The organism is Cellulomonas edaphi (genome assembly GCF_030362815.1).
Lineage (GTDB): Bacteria > Actinomycetota > Actinomycetes > Actinomycetales > Cellulomonadaceae > Cellulomonas > Cellulomonas edaphi.
The window spans coordinates 821,648-838,807 of the sequence record NZ_JAUCGR010000001.1 but is presented as its reverse complement, the minus strand read 5'-3'; the positions used below and the strand labels follow the sequence as shown (position 1 = coordinate 838,807).

Sequence of the window (17,160 nt, the reverse complement as noted above, 5' to 3'; positions counted from 1 at the left end):
CGGGCACGGACGCGCCGAGCGGAGTGCGACCGTAGGCGTCCGCCGGGCCGGCTGGAGTGCGCTCCGCCGGGCCTCAGCCGAACGTGCCGCCCTCGCCCCGGTACGTCGGAACGCTCGCCTCGATCGCCTCCCCGCGGACGAGGTGCGCGGTGGCGAAGCGCTCCATGACCTCACCGGACTTGGCGTGCCGGAACCACACCCGGTCCCCCACCCGCAGGTCGGTGCCGGAGGACAGCCGCAGGGGGGTCTGCACCTCGCCGGCGCCCTCGCGGTCGGTGAGCGCGAGGCCGGCGGGCCAGACGGGGCGCGGCTGGCGCGACTTGGTGGCAGGCCCCGAGGCGATGTACCCGCCGCCGAACGCCGTCGCATACCCGGGCGCGGGGATGCGCACCACGTCGAGCCCGAAGAACGCCGCGGGGCGCGGCTCGAAGGAGCGGTACTCGTCGAAGAGCGTGGGCACGAACAGGCCCGAGCCGGCGGTCACCTCGGTCACCGACGGCGCGGCCGCGCTGGTCTGCACCGAACCCGACCCCCCGGAGTTGACCAGGTCGAGCGGGTGGCCCACCGCGGCGGTGACCGCGTCGACGACGGCCGACCGGCGCGTCGCGAGGTCCGCGATGGACAGCCGCTTGACCATGCGCACGGCCGGCGAGGTGTCGGGCAGCCCGGCCACCTGCGCCTCGTAGAACATCACGCCGCGCACCTCGATGCCGTCGCGGCTGGCGATGAGCGCCGCGAGCTCGCCCGCGTGCTCGGCGGTGTGCACGGGCGAGCGCCGCACGCCCAGGTGCGCCCGCCACGGACCCACCTTGACCTGGAGGGACGCGTCGATGTCCAGGCACACCCGCAGCGTGGTGCCGTGCGCGACGGCCGCCTTGGCCGCGAGGTCCACCTGCGCGATGTCGTCGACCATCAGCGTCACCGCGGCGGCCGCGCGGGGATCGGCGGCCAGCTCGTCGAGCGCGCCGGTGTCCACGGTCGGGTAGCCCAGCAGCACGTCGTCGACGCCCTGGGAGACGAGCCAGAGCGCCTCGCGCAGCGAGTAGCCCATGACACCCGCGAAGCCGGGGCGAGCGAGCACGCGCGTCAGCACCTCGCGGACGCGGACCGACTTGCTCGCGACCCGGATGGGCATGCCCCCCGCGCGGCGCACCAGGTCGTCGGCGTTGGCCTCGAGCGCGTCGAGGTCGACCACGGCGAGCGGGGCGGGCAGGTGGCCGGTCGCGGCGTCGAGCCGGGTTCCGAGGGTCATGCGGGTACCTCCGTGCGCGGGGCGGACACGTCCCTGGACACTCCCGGCCGGCCCGCGAACCCGCCGGCGATCACGGCGACCAGCAGGGCGAGCACGAGCGGGAGCGCGAACGCGACGCGGTAGCTGGTGGCGGTGCCGATCAGCGGCAGGAGCACGGCTCCCAGCAGCGTGCCCACGTAGTTGAAGACGTTGAGGCGCGCGACGACGGCATCGGCATGGTCCGGCGCGAGGACACCCACGGTGGCGAAGCACAGCGGCGCGACGAGTCCCAGGCCGGCGCCGGCGACGGCGAAGCCGAGGATCGCGACGAACGGCGCGGGCGCCGCCACCACGAGCACGAACCCGGCGGCGCCGATCAGCGACGCCGTGCGGACCACGCGCACGCGGCCCCACCGGCGCACCCAGGCGTCGCCGACCAGCCGCGAGGCGAGCGTGGTCGCGAGGTACGCGGCCGCACCCAGCGGCGCGACCGACGACGAGGCGTCGAGCGTCTTCTCCAGGTAGGTGGTGCTCCACGACTGGGTGCCGTTGTCGATCGCGAAGTAGGCCACGACCGCGATGGCGAGCACCCCGACGGCGGCCCAGGGCACGTGCTTGCCGGGCTTGTCCTCGGCCGACACCGGCGCCACGTCGTGCGACCGGCGACCGTGGCGGAGCACGAGGAACGCCGCGACGAACGCCACGGGGATCGCCGCGAGGAACAGCAGCGTGACGGGCTCCACGGCCAGCCGGTCGCCGTCCAGCGCCGACAGCAGCGCCGCCGCGATGCCACCCACGGACCACGCGGCGTAGAAGCTGGACAGGAGCGGACGCCCGTAGGCGCGCTGGACGGCGACGGCCTGCATGTTGGACGCCGCGTCGACCATGCCGAGCGCGACGCCGTAGAGGGCGAACGCCGCAACGGCCGTGACGAAGCTGGGTGCGACCGCGATGAGCGGGATGAACACGCCGATCAGCGCGAGGCCGGCCGCGAGCGCCACGCGGCTGCCGCCGCTCGAGCGCGCGATGCGGTCCGCGATGCCCGTGCCGAGGGCGGCCGCCAGCAGCACGCCGAGGATCGCGTAGGAGATGGTGTCGTCGTCGACCCCGTACCTGTCCTGCACGCTGCCCAGATTGGTGAGCAGGAGCATGAGCCCGAAGCCCTGCGCGGCGAAGGCGCCGCTCGTCGCGACCCGGGCGCGCGCGTCGGGTGTCACGCGGGGGACTCGTCTGACTGCGGGGCGACTGCGTCGTCGTCCATGGGTGCACCGCTTCCGGGAGCGCCGTTCTCGATCGGGACCGCGAGCGTAGCGAGGTAGCCGCCCAGGCCGCGCAAGCCACGCAGCGCGAGGTCGGCGTTGCCGTCCACCAGCCAGCCCAGGGAGTAGCCGTCGACCACGGCGACGACGATGCGGGAGAGCTCCTCCGACGGCAGCGCCCACGTGACGCCGGCGGCTTTGCCCACGACGTCGAGCACGTACTCCGCCGCGGCCCACTGGCCGCGGTACTGCTCGATGGCGACCTGGTTGAGCTCGGGATGGCGCAGCGAGGACGTCGTGAGCTCGTAGCTGAGCAGCTGGGAGCCCCGCGTGGAGCTGATCGAGGCCCACAGCGCGTCGATGGCGAGCTCGAGGACCTCGGCGACCGGCAGGCCGCGCGGGATCTGGTCCAGCCCCTGCACGGTGTTGCGCTCGGTGATGGCGTGCGCCATGGCGCGCAGCAGCTCGTCCTTGTCCTGGAAGCAGTAGTGCACGACGCCCAGCGAGACGCCCGCCTCGGCGGCGACGGCGCGAACCGTGGCGGCCTCGATGCCGTCCCGGCTCGCGACGGCCAGTGCGGCCTCGACGAGCTGCTCACGCCGCTCTGCGACGGGCATGCGGTTCATGCGGGTCCCCTCCCTCACGCGCACCGGCCCCGCGGCCGGGCGCGCGCCCCTGCGTTCCTGCCCCAGTACAGCACGTCGCGGACTTGACTTGGACAACCGCCCAAGTCACTGTCTGTAGTTATGGCACACACACAGGGCGCGACCTGGCGTAACTGGGCGCGCACTGCGGCCGCCTCTCCGTACCGTAGCGAAACCCCCCGTGACCTGCAGGAATTGTCGTCGCTGGTGGTCAGCGGAGTGTCGGGCGGGCACCAGGTGCGCGCGGTCGGGGGCGGGCACTCGTTCACGCCCGCGGCCGTCACGGACGGCATCCACCTGCACCTCGACCACCTGAGCGGCCTCGAGAGCATCGAACGCTTCGGTGACGGCACCGCCCACGTCACCGTGGGTGCGGGCACGCGACTTTTCACCCTCAACGCGCTGCTCGCCGCCCACGGGCTCGCGATGCGCAACCTGGGCGACATCGACAAGCAGACCGTCGCGGGTGCGATCTCGACGGGCACGCACGGCACGGGCGCCCGCCTGGGCGGGATCGCCACGCAGGTGGTGGGCGTCCGGCTGGTGACCGCGACGGGCGACGTCGTCGACGTCTCGCGCGACGCCCAGCCCGAGCTGTTCGAGCTCGCGCGCCTCGGCCTGGGGACCGTGGGCGTGCTCGCGGCGGTCACGCTCGAGGTGGTGCCCGCGTTCCGGCTCGAGGCCCGCGAGGAGCCCTGGGCCCTGGACGCGGTCCTCGACGGCCTCGACGAGCTCGTCGACGGCAACGACCACTTCGAGTTCTACTGGTTCCCGCACACGCGACGCGCGCTGACCAAGCGCAACAACCGCGTGGGCGACGACGTCGAGGCGCGGCTCAACCCGGTGCGGGCGTGGGTGGACGACGAGCTGCTGGCGAACGCCGTGTTCGGCATGGTCAACCGGCTGGCGACGCTCGTCCCGCCCGCCACGCCCGCCATCAACGCGGTGGCCGCGCGCGCGCTCAGCGCCCGGCGCTTCGTGGCCCCGTCCGCGGAGGTCTTCATCTCCCCGCGCCGCATCGTGTTCCGCGAGATGGAGTACGCGGTGCCGCGCGCGGAGCTGCGGGGCGTGCTCGCGGAGATCGACGGGTGGCTGCGCTCGTCGGGCGAGCACGTGCCGTTCCCGCTCGAGGTGCGCTTCGCCGCGGCCGACGACCTGTGGCTGTCCACCGCGCACGGACGCGAGACCGCCTACGTGGCCGCGCACCAGTACGTGAAGATGCCGTTCAAGCGCTACTTCCAGGCCGTCGAGCGGATCATGGCCCAGGTGGACGGTCGGCCGCACTGGGGCAAGATGCACTGGCTCGACGCCGAGCGGTTCGGGCAGCTGTACCCGCGCTTCGCCGACGCCCAGCGCGTCCGGGCCGAGGCAGACCCCACCGGGGTGTTCGGGAACCCCTACACGGACCAGGTCTTCGGGGCGCGTCACCCGCAGGGGTGAACCACGCCCGGCGCGCCGGGGCGACCTGGCGCCTCCGGGGTGGCCGGTGCACTCTTTCCGGGTGACATCCAACCGCGTCGTCGTGGCCACGGCCTTCGGCGGTCCCGAGGTCCTGCAGCTCGTCGACGGCCCCCGGCTCGAGCCCGGCGCGGGCAACGTGGTGATCGACGTCCGCGCGGCCGGCGTGAACCCGATCGACTGGAAGACGTACGCCGACGGGCCCGGCACCGACCCCTCGCGGTTGCCCCTGCGGCTCGGCTTCGAGGTGGCGGGGGTCGTCAGCGCGGTCGGTCCGTCGGTGCGCTGGCTCGCCGAGGGCGACGAGGTGATCGCCTGGCGGGTGTCGGGCGGCTACGCGGACCGGCTCGAGGTGGCCGAGCAGGTCACGGTCCGACGCCCCGCGGATCTCGCGTGGTCGGCAGCGGCCGGCCTCATGCTCACGGGCTCGACGGCAGTGCACACGCTGACCGCGACGAACGTCGGCACCGGCGACGTCGTGCTGGTGCACGGCGGCTCGGGCGGAGTGGGACGCATGATCGTCCAGCTCGCGGAGCTGCGCGGCGCGGCCGTCGTCGCGACCGCCTCCCCGCACGCGCACGACGACCTGCGCGCTCTGGGGGCGATCCCGGTGGAGTACGGACCCGGGCTGATCGAGCGCGTGCGCGCCGCGGCGCCGGGCCCGGTCACGGTGGCGATCGACACGGTGGGCACCGACGAGGCGCTCGACACCTCGGTGGAGCTGGTCGCCGACCGCGACCGCATCGCGTCCATCGCGGGCTTCCGGCGGGGACCGTCGCTGGGCATCCGGATGCTCGGTGGCGGACCCGGCGCCGACCCGGGCACCGCCGTGCGCGAAGCGGCGCGGGCCCAGCTCGTCGACCTCGCGGCGGACGGCGTGCTCGACGTGCGGGTCGCCCGCACCTACCCGCTCGCCGCGGTCGCCGACGCGCACCGTGAGGGCCGCGGCGGACACCCGAGCGGCAAGCTGGTCCTGATCCCCTGAGGGCGGCGGGCGGTCCCCTCAGGCGGCGATCTCGGAGGCCACCTGCCGCAGCTCGTCGAGCACGCGACGGACGGCCATGCGCTCGGCCCGGTCGGCCCGGAGCAGGACGTCGATGCGGCGTCCCGCGCGCACGCCGGTGAGCGGCAGCAGACGCAGGCCGGCGGCGTTCCCGAAGGAGTGCCGCGGCAGCAGGGAGATCCCGTGCCCCGCGGCCACGAGCGCAGCGGCCACGTGGAAGTCGTTGATGCGGTGCACGATGCGCGGGTCGGTCCCGGACGCGGCCGCGACCGCCGCCAGGACGGTCGAGACCGGGAAGCCTTCGCGCACCGAGATCCACGCCTCGCCGTCGAGGTCCGCGGGCTGCACCCGTGCCTGGTCCGCGAGCCGGTGGTCCCGCGGGACGGCGACGTCGAGCGGCTCCCGCAGCAGCGGCTCCACGCGGACGTGCTCGCCCCAGGTGCCCGCGCCGTCGGGGCGGTGCGCGACCACGAGGTCGATGCGGTCCGTGAGGCCGGCGAAGTCGGCCTGCGCGACGTCCTCGTCGGCGCACTCGATCTCGATCCCCGCGGGCATGCGGTCGAGGAGGCGCGGGAACAGCAGCTGCGCGGCGCTCGCGAAGGCGCTCACGCGCACCGTGCCGCGCGGCTCCACGAGGAAGGCGTCGCACGCGGCCCGGGCGCGCTCGAGGGCCACCGCGACGTCCAGGGCGGCGTCGGCGAGTGCCTCCCCCGCCGGCGTGAGCCGCACCCCTCGACCGACGCGCTCCGTCAGCGCCACCCCCGTCTCGCGCTGCAGGACCGCGACCTGCTGCGAGACCGCCGACGGCGTCAGGTGCAGCGCTGCCGCCGCGGCCGTCACGCCGCCCTGGGTGCCCACGGCCCGCAGCGTCTCGAGCAGGCGTGGGTCCATGTAGCCACGCTACATCGTCACATCAGAACATTTCGATGGTGCTACGTGCTTGAGCGACCCCATGATCGGTCCATGACCCACCGCGACCGCCTGCTCGCCGTGCTCGTCGCCGTGTGCTGGGGGCTCAACTTCCCCGCGATCCACCTCTCGCTGGGCCAGTTCCCACCGTTCTTCCTGGTCGCGCTCCGCTTCGCGCTGATCGCGGTGCCCACGCTGCTGCTCGTCCCCCGGCCGGCCGTGCCCGTGCGGTGGCTGCTCGGCTACGGCGCGGGTTTCGGCATCGTCCAGTTCGTCTTCCTCTACTGGGCGATGTCGGCCGGGATGCCGACCGGGCTCGCGTCGCTGGTGCTGCAGTCGTCCGCCCCCTTCACCGTCGTGCTGGCCGCGGCGCTGCTCCGCGAGCGCCTGACGCTGCGGCAGGGGGCCGGGGTGCTGGTGGCCGTCGCCGGCCTCGCGGGGATCGCGGTGCACCGAGCGGGCCTGGACGGCGGCGCGACGCTCGTGCCGGTGCTTCTCACGCTGTGCGGCGGACTGGGCTGGGCGTTCGGCAACCTGGCCAACCGGCTGGCGGTCCGCTCGGCCCCCGGCGAGTCGTTCCGGCTCATCCTGTGGATGTCGGTGGTGCCGGTGCTGCCCATGCTGGCGCTGTCGTTGGTGATCGAGGGCCCGGACCGGATCGCCGCGTCCTTCACGCACCTCGGCAGCTCGACCGGCCTGCTCGCGCTGGCCGGCCTCGCCTTCACCGTGCTCGTCGCGACGTTGCTGGGCACGGGGTTGTGGACCGCGCTCATGAGCCGCAACCCGTCCAGCACGGTCGCCCCGTTCTCGATGCTGGTGCCCGTGGTGGGCATCGCGTCGTCGTGGCTGCTGCTCCGCGAGCGCACGTCGGGCGTGGAGCTGGCCTGGGGTGCGCTCGTGGTCGCCGGCGTGCTGCTGGGCAGCCTGCGGCGTCAGTCGCGCGCGACGACCAGAGCGGTCGCGATCGCCGCCACGCCCTCGCCGCGCCCCGTCAGCCCGAGCCCGTCCGTGGTCGTCGCCGACACCGCCACGGGCGCACCGGCGGCCGACGAGAGGGCGGCCTCCGCCTCGGCGCGCCGCTGACCCAGCCGGGGCCGGTTGCCGATCACCTGCACGGCGACGTTGCCCACGTCGTACCCCGCCTCGCGGACGCGACGTGCGGCCTCGGCCAGCAACGCGGTGCCCGCGGCGCCGGCCCACTGCGGCTCGGCGGTGCCGAAGTTGGAACCCAGGTCGCCGAGCCCCGCGGCGGACAGCAGGGCGTCGGCGGCCGCATGAGCGGCGACGTCTGCGTCCGAGTGCCCCGCCAGCGGGCGTTCCCCGGGCCAGGCGAGGCCGGCCAGGTGCAGGACAGACCCGGGTCCCGCGTCTTCGTCGTACGCGTGCACGTCGACGCCGATGCCCGTGCGGGGGATGCCCGACATGTCAGGAGCCTTCCTCGGTGGCGAGCAGCTGGGCGATCGCCAGGTCCCGCGGGGTCGTGATCTTCGCGGCCCGCTCGTCGCCGGGGACCACCCAGACGGGCAGCCCGAGGCGCTCGACGAGGCCCGCGTCGTCCGTGGCCGGCGCGTCGGCGCCCGCGGCGTGCGCGCGCTCCAGCAGCTCACGGGTGAAGCCCTGGGGCGTCTGCACCGCCCGCAGCTCGGCGCGGTCGACGGTCGCGTTCACGGGCCGCCCGTCGTCGCCGCCCGGCCCCACGCGCTTGATCGTGTCCGCCACGGGCAGGCCAGGGACCACGGCGTCGTGCCCCGCCTCGACGGCGGCCACGACGCGCTCTGCGAGCTCCGCGGGGGCGAAGGCGCGTGCCGCGTCGTGCACGAGCACCACGTCGATGCCGTCGGGGGGCAGGGCGGCGAGGGCCGCGGCGACGGACTCCTGCCGCGTCGACCCGCCCGGCACCACGACGACGTCCGGGCCCAGCAGCTCGGCGAAGGCCGCGACGTGCTCCGCGGGTGCGGTGACGACCAGGGCAGCGAGCGGCAGTCCCGCCGGGCGGGCCGCGAGCAGCCGCCGGGCTGCGTGCACCACCACGGGCACGGCCAGCACGGGCACGAGCGCCTTGGGCAGGGCGTGGCCGAGCCGCGAGCCGCTGCCCGCGGCGGTCAGGATCGCAGCCGTGCTCACCATGTCGTCATCGCCCACCGGACGCGCACCAGAGACGACTCGACCGCACCCAGAGGCGGTCCCACGCGTGGTGGCGGACCCCCGGGTGCGGTCGAGCAGCGTCTCTCAGGAGGCGAGGACCTCGTCGAGGATGGCTTCCGCCTTCTCCTCCTCGGTGTGCTCGGCGAGCGCGAGCTCCGAGACGAGGATCTGACGGGCCTTGGCCAGCATGCGCTTCTCGCCCGCGGACAGCCCGCGGTCGGCGTCACGACGCGAGAGGTCACGGACGACCTCGGCCACCTTGATGACGTCGCCGGAGGCGAGCTTCTCGAGGTTGGCCTTGTAGCGGCGCGACCAGTTGGTCGGCTCTTCGGTGTACGGGGCTCGCAGGACCTCGAAGACGCGGTCCAGGCCCTCCTGGCCCACCACGTCGCGGACGCCCACGAGGTCGACGTTCTCGGCCGGAACCTCGATCGTCAGGTCGCCCTGGGCGACCTTGAGCTTGAGGTAGAGCTTGGCCTCCCCGCGGATGGTCCTGGTCTTGATCTCTTCGATCAACGCTGCACCGTGGTGCGGGTAGACAACGGTCTCCCCAACAGTGAAAGTCATCTGCAGGTGTCCCCTTTCGCAGAGGCGCATCTTATCACGGGGGGAATTGCCCAAATCCGGCGATGGCGGTTGTCCGCGCTGGTCACGGGGCCGCCCCGAGCCGGCGCCTCATGCGGGCGAGCCTCCCTCCTGCGGGCATCCCTGCCAGCCATTGGAGAACAGTCCGGCGATGTCCACGGCGTCGAGCCGCCGTGAGTGAGCCGGATCACGAGCAGGACCGCCCGGTGAGGTGCCGACCCGACGCACCCCGTGCACCTGTCCGGCTACGCTTGCGTGGCGACCGCGCGCCGACGTGCCGGTCGCGCGCATCTGCCGCCCCCCTCGCACCGAGGAGTCATCGTGACCTCGCTCCGCCCCCGCTCCCGCCTCCTGCTCGCCGCGGGGCTGTGCATCGCCGGCGTCGCCCTGTCCGGGTGCTCCGCGACCAACGAGATCACCACCGAGAAGCCGTACAGCGCCTCCAACGGCGTGCGCGTGGCGCTCGGCGACGTGCGGGCCTCCGACCTCCTGGTGGTCGCGAGCGGCGAGGGCGCCGAGGGCCTGCTCCTGGGCGGCCTGACCAACGACGGCGACGACCCCCGCACCGTGACCCTGACGTTCGGCGACCAGACCGCCACGGTTCCGGTGGAGGGCCACGCGACCGTGCTGCTCGACGGCACCACGGGAGACGGTCACGCGGACGTGCGGGTGACCGCGGTCTCCGTGCCGCCCGGCGCTCTGCTGCCCAGCACCATCGCGACCGACGCCGCCGGCAGCCAGGACGTGGGCATCCCCGTCCTGGACGGCTCGCAGCCGGAGTACGCGTCGCTGGTGCCCACGCCGCCCGCCTCCTGATCGACGACGAAGGCCCCGGACCGCGGTCCGGGGCCTTCGTCGTGCGTGCGTCAGCGGCTCACCCGAAGCGGCCCGAGATGTAGTCCTCCGTCGCCTGCTCGCGCGGGGCCGAGAAGATGGTCGCAGTGTCGTCGATCTCGATGAGGCGGCCCGGCTGGCCCGTGCCCGCCAGGTTGAAGAACGCCGTGCGGTCCGAGACGCGCGCGGCCTGCTGCATGTTGTGCGTGACGATGACGATCGTGTACTCGGACTTGAGCTCGGCGATGAGGTCCTCGATCGCGAGGGTCGAGATGGGGTCGAGCGCCGAGCACGGCTCGTCCATGAGCAGCACCTGCGGCTTGACGGCGATGGCCCGCGCGATGCACAGGCGCTGCTGCTGACCGCCGGACAGCCCGGAGCCCGGGCGGTCCAGCCGGTCCTTGACCTCGTTCCACAGGTTGGCGCCCTTGAGCGACTGTTCGACCATGTCCTGCGCGTCGCCCTTGGAGATCCGCTTGTTGTTGAGGCGGACGCCCGCGAGCACGTTGTCGGCGATCGACATGGTCGGGAACGGGTTGGGGCGCTGGAACACCATGCCCACCTGCCGACGCACGGCCACGGGGTCCACGTCCGCGCCGTACAGGTCCACGCCGTCCATCGCGACGGTGCCCTGCACGTGCGCCCCGGGGATCACCTCGTGCATGCGGTTCAGGGTGCGCAGGAAGGTGGACTTGCCGCAGCCCGAGGGGCCGATGAAGGCCGTCACCGAGCGCGGCTCGACGGCCATCTCGATGTCGGCCACAGCGCGGAAGTCGCTGTAGTAGATGTTCAGGTCCTTGACGTCGATGCGCTGTGCCATGGGGGGGTCCTTAGCCGAAGTTCTTGGGAGCGAAGAAGCGGGTGACGAGACGGGCGACGAGGTTGAGCAGCATGACGATGAGGATCAGCGTCAGGGCTCCGGCCCAGGCCCGGTCGTAGGTGATGGTCGCGATGCAGTTCGCCTGGTCGGGCGCGCACGGCACGAGTCCCTGCTGGAACTGGCGGTAGACGTACACCGGGAGGGTCATCATCCGGCCCTCGAACAGGTTGTAGTTGATCGAGTCGATGACGCCGACCGTGATGAGCAGCGGCGCCGTCTCACCGATGACGCGGGCCACCGAGATCATGATGCCCGTGACGAGGCCGGCCACGGCCGTGCGCAGCACCACCTTGATGACGACGAGCCAGCGCGGCACGCCGAGCGCGAGGGCGGCCTCGCGCAGCTCGTTGGGCACGAGCCGCAGCATCTCCTCCGACGAGCGGACGACCACCGGGATCATGAGCACCGACAGCGCGACCGAGCCGACCACGCCCATCCGCACGCCGGGGCCGAGGAAGACCGCGAACAGCGCGTAGGCGAACAGGCCCGCGACGATCGACGGGATGCCCGTCATCACGTCGACGAAGAACGTGACCGAGCGAGCCAGCTGGCCCCGGCCGTACTCGACGAGGTAGATCGCCGTCAGCAGGCCGATCGGCACGGAGATGAGCGCCGCGAACAGCGTGATCTCGATGGTGCCGACGATCGCGTGGTAGACGCCGCCTGCGTCCATGCCGCCGTACACCCCGCGCATCGAGTGCGTGAGGAAGTAGGCGTTGAAGCGCTCGATGCCCTTCGACACGACCGTCCAGGCCACGGACACCAGGGGCACCACGGCGAGCACGAACGCGAGATAGACGAGGCCCTTCATGAAGCGGTCGACACGGTGCCGCTTCTTGTCGACCTGCCTGAGCAGGGCGCGCAGCTCGGGGTTGCCCTGCTGCGGGCTGCCGGCTTCGGGGGCGATGGTGGTCATCAGTTGGCTCCCGAGAAGTCCTTGCGGCGCGCGACGATCGCGCGCGCGGCGACGTTGACCACGAGGGTGATGGCGAACAGTGCGAGACCCGTCGCGATCAGGGTCGAGACGCCGAGCGGGTCAGCCTCGGGGAACTGCGCCGCGATGTTGGCCGCGATGGACTGCTGCTGGCCCGCCTCGAGGATGTGGAAGGAGTAGAGGAACCCGGGAGACAGGATCATCAGCACGGCCATCGTCTCGCCGAGCGCGCGCCCCAGGCCGAGCATCGCCGCCGAGATCACGCCCGAGCGCCCGAACGGCAGGACCGCCATGCGGATCATCTCCCAGCGGGTCGCGCCGAGGGCGAGGGCCGCCTCCTCGTGCAGCCGCGGGGTCTGCAGGAACACCTCGCGGCTCACGGCCGTGATGATGGGGAGGATCATCACCGCGAGCACGATCGCGACGGTGAGCAGCACGCGCGCCGTCGGCGAGACCTTGCCCGCGAACAGCGGGAACCAGCCGACGTTCTCGTTCAGCCAGGCCCACACGGGCTGGACGATCGGCGAGAGGACGAGCGCGCCCCACAGGCCGTAGACCACGGAGGGGACCGCGGCGAGCAGGTCGATGACGTACCCGAGCGTGCTGGCCAGGCGTCGCGGCGCGTAGTGCGAGGTGAACAGCGCGATGCCGATCGCGACCGGCACGGCGAAGATCAGCGCGAGCGTCGCGGCGAGCACGGTGCCGAAGATCAGCGGGCCGACGTAGTCGAGCAGCGAGCTCGAGTTGCGCAGCAGCCCGACCTTCTCGACGAGCTCGTCCGACGGCATCGAGATCGCGGGCCACGCCTTGATGACGAGGAAGACGGCGACGGCGACGAGCAGGATGAGGATGAGGGCACCGGCGCCGGTCGCGAGCCAGCGGAACGCGCGGCTCGCGCCGCGGTCCGAGGAGCGAGCGCCGCGCCTGCGGCGTCGAGGGCCGGCGGGCTCCAGGCTGCTCGTGGCGGCCGGGCCGGGAGCCGGCGGACTCTGGGTGGTGGACACGAATGCTCCGTCTGTGGTGGGGGGGACGTTCGCCGGTGGTCGGCCCGGGTCCCCCCCGGGACGGGCCGACCACCGGCTGCTGGCTGCGGTCAGGCGCCCTTGATGGCGTCTGCCGCGGTCTTCGCGTCGGCCGCGAGCGCGTCCGGCAGGGGCGCCGAACCGGCGGCCGCCTGCGACGCCGCCTGGCCCTCGGGGCTGACGATGAAGCTGATCAGGCCCTTGACGAGGTCTGCCTTGGCGGCGTCGGGGTAGGTGCTGCACGCCACCGCGTAGGAGACGAGGATCAGCGGGTAGGCGCCCGCCGCGGTGGTGGTGCGGTCGACCTTCACGACGACGTCGTTCGTGCCGCGCGTGTCGTCGCGGGGCGAGGCGTCGACGGCGACCGCGGCGGCCTCCGCCGTCGGGCCGACGAACGCGTCGCCGACCTTGATGCTGACCTTGCCGAGCGAACCGGCAGCGGACTCGTCGGCGTAGCCGATCGTGCCCTGGCCACCCTGCACCGCCTGGATCAGGCCCGAGGTGCCCGTGCCGGACTCACCGCCCTGGAGCGGCCAGTCGTCACCGGCCTCGTCGGCCCACGCGCCGTTGCCCGCCTTGTTCAGGTAGTCGGTGAAGTTCTTCGTGGTGCCCGACCCGTCCTGGCGGTGCACCGGCGTGATGTCGCTGGACGGGAGGGTCGCGTCGGGGTTGTCGGCCTTGATGGCCTCGTCGTCCCACTTCGTGATCTTGCCCGAGAAGATCTTGGCGATCGTCTCGGCCGAGAGGTTCAGCGAGGTCACGCCGTCGAGGTTGAACACCACGGCGATCGGGCTGACGTAGACCGGGATGTCGATCGCGTCGCTCTTGCACGTCTCCTTGGCCTGGGTCAGCTCCTCGGGCTTGAGCGCCGAGTCCGAGCCGGCCCAGTCGGCGCCACCCTCGATGAACTGGGTGCGGCCGGCCGAGGAGCCCTGTGGGTCGTAGTTGACGGTCACGTCGGGGTTGGCGGACTGGAACCCGGCGCGCCAGGCGTCCATGGCCTTCTCCTGCGCCGACGAGCCGACGCCGTTGATCTCGCCGCTCAGGGAACCGCCGCCGTTGCCGCCGGTCGTGCCGCTCGCGCTGGGGCTGTCGCCGACCGGGTCATCCGATCCGCACGCCGTCAGCGAGAGGGCGAGCACACCGGCAAGGGCGACCGCACCGACGCGGCTGGGAAGGGAGAGCTTCACTGTGAGTCCGTCCGTTCGTTGTCGAGCGCACGTGGGGTGGTGCGCAACGAGACAGACGCTAGGAAGCGGATGTGACCACTCGGTCGGTCCGAGTTGAACCCCGGGTGAACGCTGGCCGACGGTTGCACGAGCGTCCAGGTCCGGACGGAGCCCTCGACGAGCGCCGGTCAGACCCGGTCAGCCCTCCGGGGTGAGCTTGTAGCCCAGTCCCCGCACCGTCACCAGCAGCGTGGGGTTGGCGGGGTCGGGCTCGACCTTGGCGCGCACGCGCTTGACGTGCACGTCGAGCGTCTTGGTGTCGCCCACGTAGTCCGAGCCCCAGATGCGGTCGATGAGCTGCCCGCGGGTGAGCACCCGGCCCGCGTTGCGCAGCAGCAGCTCCAACAGCTCGAACTCCTTGAGCGGGAACGAGACGAGCTCGTCGTGCACGCGCACGGTGTGCCGCTCGACGTCCATCCGGATCGGACCGGCCACCAGCAGGTCGTCGTCCTCGTCCTCCAGCGGCGCGGCACCGCCGCCCGACGGGACGCCCACGACCGAACGGCGCCGCAGCACCGCGCGCACCCGGGCGAGCAGCTCGCGCGACGAGTACGGCTTGGTGATGTAGTCGTCGGCCCCGAGCTCGAGGCCCACCACCTTGTCGATCTCGTCGTCCTTGGCGGTGAGCATGATGACGGGGACGTCGCTGGTGAGCCGGATGGTGCGGCACACCTCGGTGCCCGACAGCCCGGGGAGCATGAGGTCCAGCAGGACCAGGTCCACTCCCCCGTCCGCGAAACGGTCGAGGGCGTCCGTGCCGGTGGCCGCCTCGACCACCTCGTACCCCTCGCGGCGCAGCTGGTAGGTCAGCGGGTCGCGGTAGGACTCCTCGTCCTCGACCACGAGGATGCGCGTCATGACGCGTTCCTGTGCACGTGAGCTCCTTCGGTGGATGCTGCGGGGGCAGGTGCTTCAGCGGGTGCTGCGGGGGACGCCGCGCGCGGGAGTCGCAGCGTGAAGGTCGAGCCGCGGCCCGGCTGGGACCACACGGTGACGTCGCCGCCGTGGTCCGCCGCGACGTGCTTGACGATGGACAGGCCGAGGCCCGTCCCGCCGGTCTCACGCGAGCGGGCCGGGTCCACGCGGTAGAACCGCTCGAAGACGCGCTCCTGGTCGGCGGCGGAGATGCCGATGCCCTCGTCGACCACGGCGATCTCGACGATGTCGCCGACCAGCCGGACGCCCACGCCCACGTGCGACGCCTCGCCCGAGTAGGCGACGGCGTTGTCGACGAGGTTGCGCACCGCCGTGACGAGCAGGTCGTGCTGGCCGAACACGGTGACGCCCTTCTGACCTCCGACGGACAGCCGCACGTTCTTGCCGTCCGCCGTCGTCCGGGCGCGGTCGACCGCCTCGGCCAGCACGGTGTCCACGTCGACCGCCGCGAGCTCCGTCAGCGCGCCGGCCACCTGGAGGCGAGAGAGCTCGATGATCTCGTGCACCAGCGCCGAGAGCCGCACCGCCTCCGTCTGCATGCGGCCCGCGAAGCGGCGCACCGCCTCGGGGTCGTCGGCCGCGTCCTGGACCGTCTCCGCCAGGAGGGTCAGGGCGCCGACGGGCGTCTTGAGCTCGTGCGAGATGTTGACGACGAAGTCGCGGCGGATGGCCTCCAGGCGCCGCGCCTGCGTCTGGTCCTCGGCGAGCACGACGAGGTGGCCCGGCGTGACCTGGGCGACGCGCACCTGGACGAGCAGCGTCCCGCCGCCGAGCGGGCCGCGGGGCACCTCGAGCTCCTCGTCGCGGATCACGCCGTCGCGTCGCACTCCCGCGATGAGGTCGCGGATGGCGGCCGGGACGACCACGCCGTCGCGCACCAGGCCGAGCGCATACGCGGGCGCGCTCGCGCGCACCACCCGGTCGGACTCGTCGAGCACCACGGCCGCGGACCGCAGGACCGCGAGCATGCGCACGAGGCCGTCGTCCAGCTCGGGCGCGGGCTGCTCGGGGATGCCGTGCAGCTGGCGCTGGCTCAGCCAGTAGGCGGCGACGGCGAAGGCGCCGACGAGGATGCCGAGGCACCCCGCGACGATGAGCTCCCAGCCGTCCGCGTTCACGCCCCCAACCCTAGAGCGCGCGCCACACCCGATCCGCGCCGATGGGGTGTTGCGACGGCCAGTCGCCGACGAGCATTCACCGAGCGTTCACCGAGGCGGGCCGCACGGCGACAATGACCAGGTCAGGCGAGCAGCCTCTCCTTGGCGGCGGTGAACTCGGCCTCGTCTAGCACGCCCGCCGAGTACAGCTCCGCGAGCTGGAGCAGCCGGGCGGTCACGTCGTCCGGGGCCGGGGGCGCGGCGGTCTGGTCGCCCTGTGCGGCGGCCTGGCGTGCCGCGGCCTCACGCTGTCGCTGCTGCTCCGCCGCGTCGAGCTGCTGCTGCTCGAAGGTGGCCTGCTCGTGGCTCGTCCGCTCGTCGGCTGCTTGGTCCCTGGCGGCCTGGCGCCTGGTGACCGCGTTGGCGGTCGCGGTCGCGGTGCCCGAGATCACGGCCGTGCGCGCCATGGTGCCGATCAGGCCGGGCCGGCCACGGCGTCTCAACGGAGGCATGCGTGCTCCTCAGCTCTGGGGGTGGGTGTCGAGCTCGAGCTCGGCATGGTCGAGCTCCGCGAGCTCGGCGACGGCGGTGACGACCTCGGCGGGGATGCGCTCGGACGTGAGCAGGATGCCGCCGCTCGCGCGCACTGCGTCCGCGACCCCGCTCGCCCACAGGTGCTCGAGCACCAGGATCACCGCCGCGGTGCCCGGCAGCAGGTCGGACGCGATCTGGTCGATGTCCTCCTGCCCAGCCAGGCCGGCGCCCTTCAGCTGGGGCTCGACGAAGTCGAGCTCCTCGCTCAGGTCGGACAGCTCCACGACCTCGATCGTCGAGGGGTCGGGCCGCCGCACGCCGACGAGGTCGACGATGCGCACCTGGTCCGTCGCGACCAGGTGGGCCACCTCGGCCCTGACCGCGTCGGGGACCCGCAGCTGCGGGAACGCGAACGCGACGAGCTCGACCGGACCGAACTTCTCAGGCACGTGCTACCTCC

18 protein-coding genes and 1 pseudogene are annotated in these 17,160 nt (G+C 73.1%); 4 read left to right on the top strand and 15 right to left on the bottom strand.

Features of this window, described 5'->3' with window-relative positions; genetic code table 11:
• Positions 1-73: 73 nt before the first annotated feature.
• From QRT05_RS03955 to QRT05_RS03945, 3 genes are read right to left on the bottom strand one after another with little or no spacing between them, the layout of a single operon-like run.
• Positions 74-1,252 (bottom strand): alanine racemase, encoded by a 1,179-nt coding sequence (locus QRT05_RS03955; RefSeq protein WP_289445462.1) that lies wholly within the window; start codon positions 1,250-1,252, stop codon positions 74-76.
• Positions 1,249-2,448: an MFS transporter gene (locus QRT05_RS03950; protein ID WP_289445461.1), complete on the bottom strand. Its 1,200-nt coding sequence runs from the start codon at positions 2,446-2,448 to the stop codon at positions 1,249-1,251. Before QRT05_RS03950 ends, QRT05_RS03955 begins: the two co-directional genes overlap by 4 nt.
• The gene (locus QRT05_RS03945; RefSeq protein ID WP_289445459.1) at positions 2,445-3,116 is read right to left on the bottom strand and encodes a TetR/AcrR family transcriptional regulator; all 672 of its coding nucleotides are present in this window, start codon (positions 3,114-3,116) and stop codon (positions 2,445-2,447) included. The genes QRT05_RS03950 and QRT05_RS03945 overlap by 4 nt, the downstream gene beginning before the upstream one ends.
• 120 nt (positions 3,117-3,236) lie before the next feature.
• On the opposite strand from QRT05_RS03945, the gene QRT05_RS03940 reads away from it, so the two are divergent.
• Entirely contained in the window at positions 3,237-4,574 is a 1,338-nt protein-coding gene (locus QRT05_RS03940; RefSeq protein WP_289445457.1) for a D-arabinono-1,4-lactone oxidase, read from the top strand.
• A 61-nt stretch (positions 4,575-4,635) separates the two neighbouring features.
• Positions 4,636-5,577: an NADP-dependent oxidoreductase gene (locus QRT05_RS03935; protein ID WP_289445455.1), complete on the top strand. Its 942-nt coding sequence runs from the start codon at positions 4,636-4,638 to the stop codon at positions 5,575-5,577.
• A gap of 18 nt (positions 5,578-5,595) precedes the next feature.
• On the opposite strand, the gene QRT05_RS03930 is transcribed toward QRT05_RS03935, so the two are convergent.
• Entirely contained in the window at positions 5,596-6,486 is an 891-nt protein-coding gene (locus tag QRT05_RS03930; RefSeq protein ID WP_289445453.1) for a LysR family transcriptional regulator, read from the bottom strand.
• Positions 6,487-6,558: 72 nt separating this feature from the next.
• Between QRT05_RS03930 and QRT05_RS03925 the strand changes: the two genes are divergently transcribed.
• Positions 6,559-7,587 carry an EamA family transporter gene (locus tag QRT05_RS03925; protein ID WP_456064480.1) on the top strand — a complete coding sequence of 343 codons (1,029 nt, stop codon included), beginning with the start codon at positions 6,559-6,561 and terminating at the stop codon, positions 7,585-7,587.
• On the opposite strand, the pseudogene QRT05_RS03920 reads toward QRT05_RS03925, so the two are convergent.
• From QRT05_RS03920 to QRT05_RS03910, 3 genes and pseudogenes are all read right to left on the bottom strand, one after another.
• Positions 7,509-7,928, bottom strand: a pseudogene (locus QRT05_RS03920) (2-C-methyl-D-erythritol 2,4-cyclodiphosphate synthase); the annotation flags it as partial. The gene QRT05_RS03925 and the pseudogene QRT05_RS03920 sit on opposite strands and share 79 nt — an antisense overlap.
• A gap of 1 nt (position 7,929) precedes the next feature.
• Positions 7,930-8,628, bottom strand: a complete 699-nt coding sequence (gene ispD, locus QRT05_RS03915; protein WP_407650307.1) for a 2-C-methyl-D-erythritol 4-phosphate cytidylyltransferase — start codon at positions 8,626-8,628, stop codon at positions 7,930-7,932.
• 105 nt (positions 8,629-8,733) lie between these two features.
• Positions 8,734-9,216 carry a CarD family transcriptional regulator gene (locus QRT05_RS03910; RefSeq protein WP_118767174.1) on the bottom strand — a complete coding sequence of 161 codons (483 nt, stop codon included), beginning with the start codon at positions 9,214-9,216 and terminating at the stop codon, positions 8,734-8,736.
• 339 nt (positions 9,217-9,555) lie between these two features.
• Here QRT05_RS03910 and QRT05_RS03905 point away from each other — a divergent pair, with 339 nt between their 5' ends.
• Entirely contained in the window at positions 9,556-10,050 is a 495-nt protein-coding gene (locus tag QRT05_RS03905; protein WP_289445444.1) for a hypothetical protein, read from the top strand.
• Between the two features lie 58 nt (positions 10,051-10,108).
• Here QRT05_RS03905 and pstB read toward each other — a convergent pair whose 3' ends face one another.
• From pstB to QRT05_RS03865, 8 genes are all read right to left on the bottom strand, one after another.
• Entirely contained in the window at positions 10,109-10,888 is a 780-nt protein-coding gene (gene pstB / locus QRT05_RS03900) for a phosphate ABC transporter ATP-binding protein PstB (RefSeq protein WP_289445442.1), read from the bottom strand.
• 10 nt (positions 10,889-10,898) lie between these two features.
• Positions 10,899-11,864 carry a phosphate ABC transporter permease PstA gene (gene pstA, locus QRT05_RS03895; RefSeq protein ID WP_289445440.1) on the bottom strand — a complete coding sequence of 322 codons (966 nt, stop codon included), beginning with the start codon at positions 11,862-11,864 and terminating at the stop codon, positions 10,899-10,901.
• Positions 11,864-12,886: a phosphate ABC transporter permease subunit PstC gene (gene pstC, locus QRT05_RS03890; protein WP_407650292.1), complete on the bottom strand. Its 1,023-nt coding sequence runs from the start codon at positions 12,884-12,886 to the stop codon at positions 11,864-11,866. The genes pstA and pstC overlap by 1 nt, the downstream gene beginning before the upstream one ends.
• Positions 12,887-12,975: 89 nt before the next feature.
• A complete protein-coding gene (gene pstS / locus QRT05_RS03885; protein WP_289445438.1) occupies positions 12,976-14,094 on the bottom strand; it encodes a phosphate ABC transporter substrate-binding protein PstS in 1,119 nt (372 codons plus the stop codon).
• 177 nt (positions 14,095-14,271) lie between these two features.
• Positions 14,272-14,991 carry a response regulator transcription factor gene (locus QRT05_RS03880; protein WP_289445436.1) on the bottom strand — a complete coding sequence of 240 codons (720 nt, stop codon included), beginning with the start codon at positions 14,989-14,991 and terminating at the stop codon, positions 14,272-14,274.
• Positions 14,988-16,187: a sensor histidine kinase gene (locus QRT05_RS03875; protein ID WP_289445435.1), complete on the bottom strand. Its 1,200-nt coding sequence runs from the start codon at positions 16,185-16,187 to the stop codon at positions 14,988-14,990. The genes QRT05_RS03880 and QRT05_RS03875 overlap by 4 nt, the downstream gene beginning before the upstream one ends.
• Positions 16,188-16,309: 122 nt before the next feature.
• Positions 16,310-16,678 (bottom strand): SHOCT domain-containing protein, encoded by a 369-nt coding sequence (locus tag QRT05_RS03870; protein ID WP_289445433.1) that lies wholly within the window; start codon positions 16,676-16,678, stop codon positions 16,310-16,312.
• Between the two features lie 9 nt (positions 16,679-16,687).
• Positions 16,688-17,149 carry a DUF6325 family protein gene (locus QRT05_RS03865; protein ID WP_289445430.1) on the bottom strand — a complete coding sequence of 154 codons (462 nt, stop codon included), beginning with the start codon at positions 17,147-17,149 and terminating at the stop codon, positions 16,688-16,690.
• Positions 17,150-17,160 lie beyond the last annotated feature (11 nt).

What these genes read in the sequence shown, in the direction of transcription:
- QRT05_RS03925 (WP_456064480.1), top strand. Translation starts at nt 6,559, where the DNA reads ATGACCCACCGCGACCGCCTGCTCGCCGTGCTCGTCGCCGTGTGCTGG.
- QRT05_RS03910 (WP_118767174.1), bottom strand. Translation starts at nt 9,216, where the DNA reads ATGACTTTCACTGTTGGGGAGACCGTTGTCTACCCGCACCACGGTGCA.
- QRT05_RS03870 (WP_289445433.1), bottom strand. Translation starts at nt 16,678, where the DNA reads ATGCCTCCGTTGAGACGCCGTGGCCGGCCCGGCCTGATCGGCACCATG.
- pstA (WP_289445440.1), bottom strand. Translation starts at nt 11,864, where the DNA reads ATGACCACCATCGCCCCCGAAGCCGGCAGCCCGCAGCAGGGCAACCCC.
- QRT05_RS03930 (WP_289445453.1), bottom strand. Translation starts at nt 6,486, where the DNA reads ATGGACCCACGCCTGCTCGAGACGCTGCGGGCCGTGGGCACCCAGGGC.
- pstB (WP_289445442.1), bottom strand. Translation starts at nt 10,888, where the DNA reads ATGGCACAGCGCATCGACGTCAAGGACCTGAACATCTACTACAGCGAC.
- QRT05_RS03955 (WP_289445462.1), bottom strand. Translation starts at nt 1,252, where the DNA reads ATGACCCTCGGAACCCGGCTCGACGCCGCGACCGGCCACCTGCCCGCC.
- QRT05_RS03940 (WP_289445457.1), top strand. Translation starts at nt 3,237, where the DNA reads ATGGCACACACACAGGGCGCGACCTGGCGTAACTGGGCGCGCACTGCG.
- QRT05_RS03880 (WP_289445436.1), bottom strand. Translation starts at nt 14,991, where the DNA reads ATGACGCGCATCCTCGTGGTCGAGGACGAGGAGTCCTACCGCGACCCG.
- QRT05_RS03945 (WP_289445459.1), bottom strand. Translation starts at nt 3,116, where the DNA reads ATGAACCGCATGCCCGTCGCAGAGCGGCGTGAGCAGCTCGTCGAGGCC.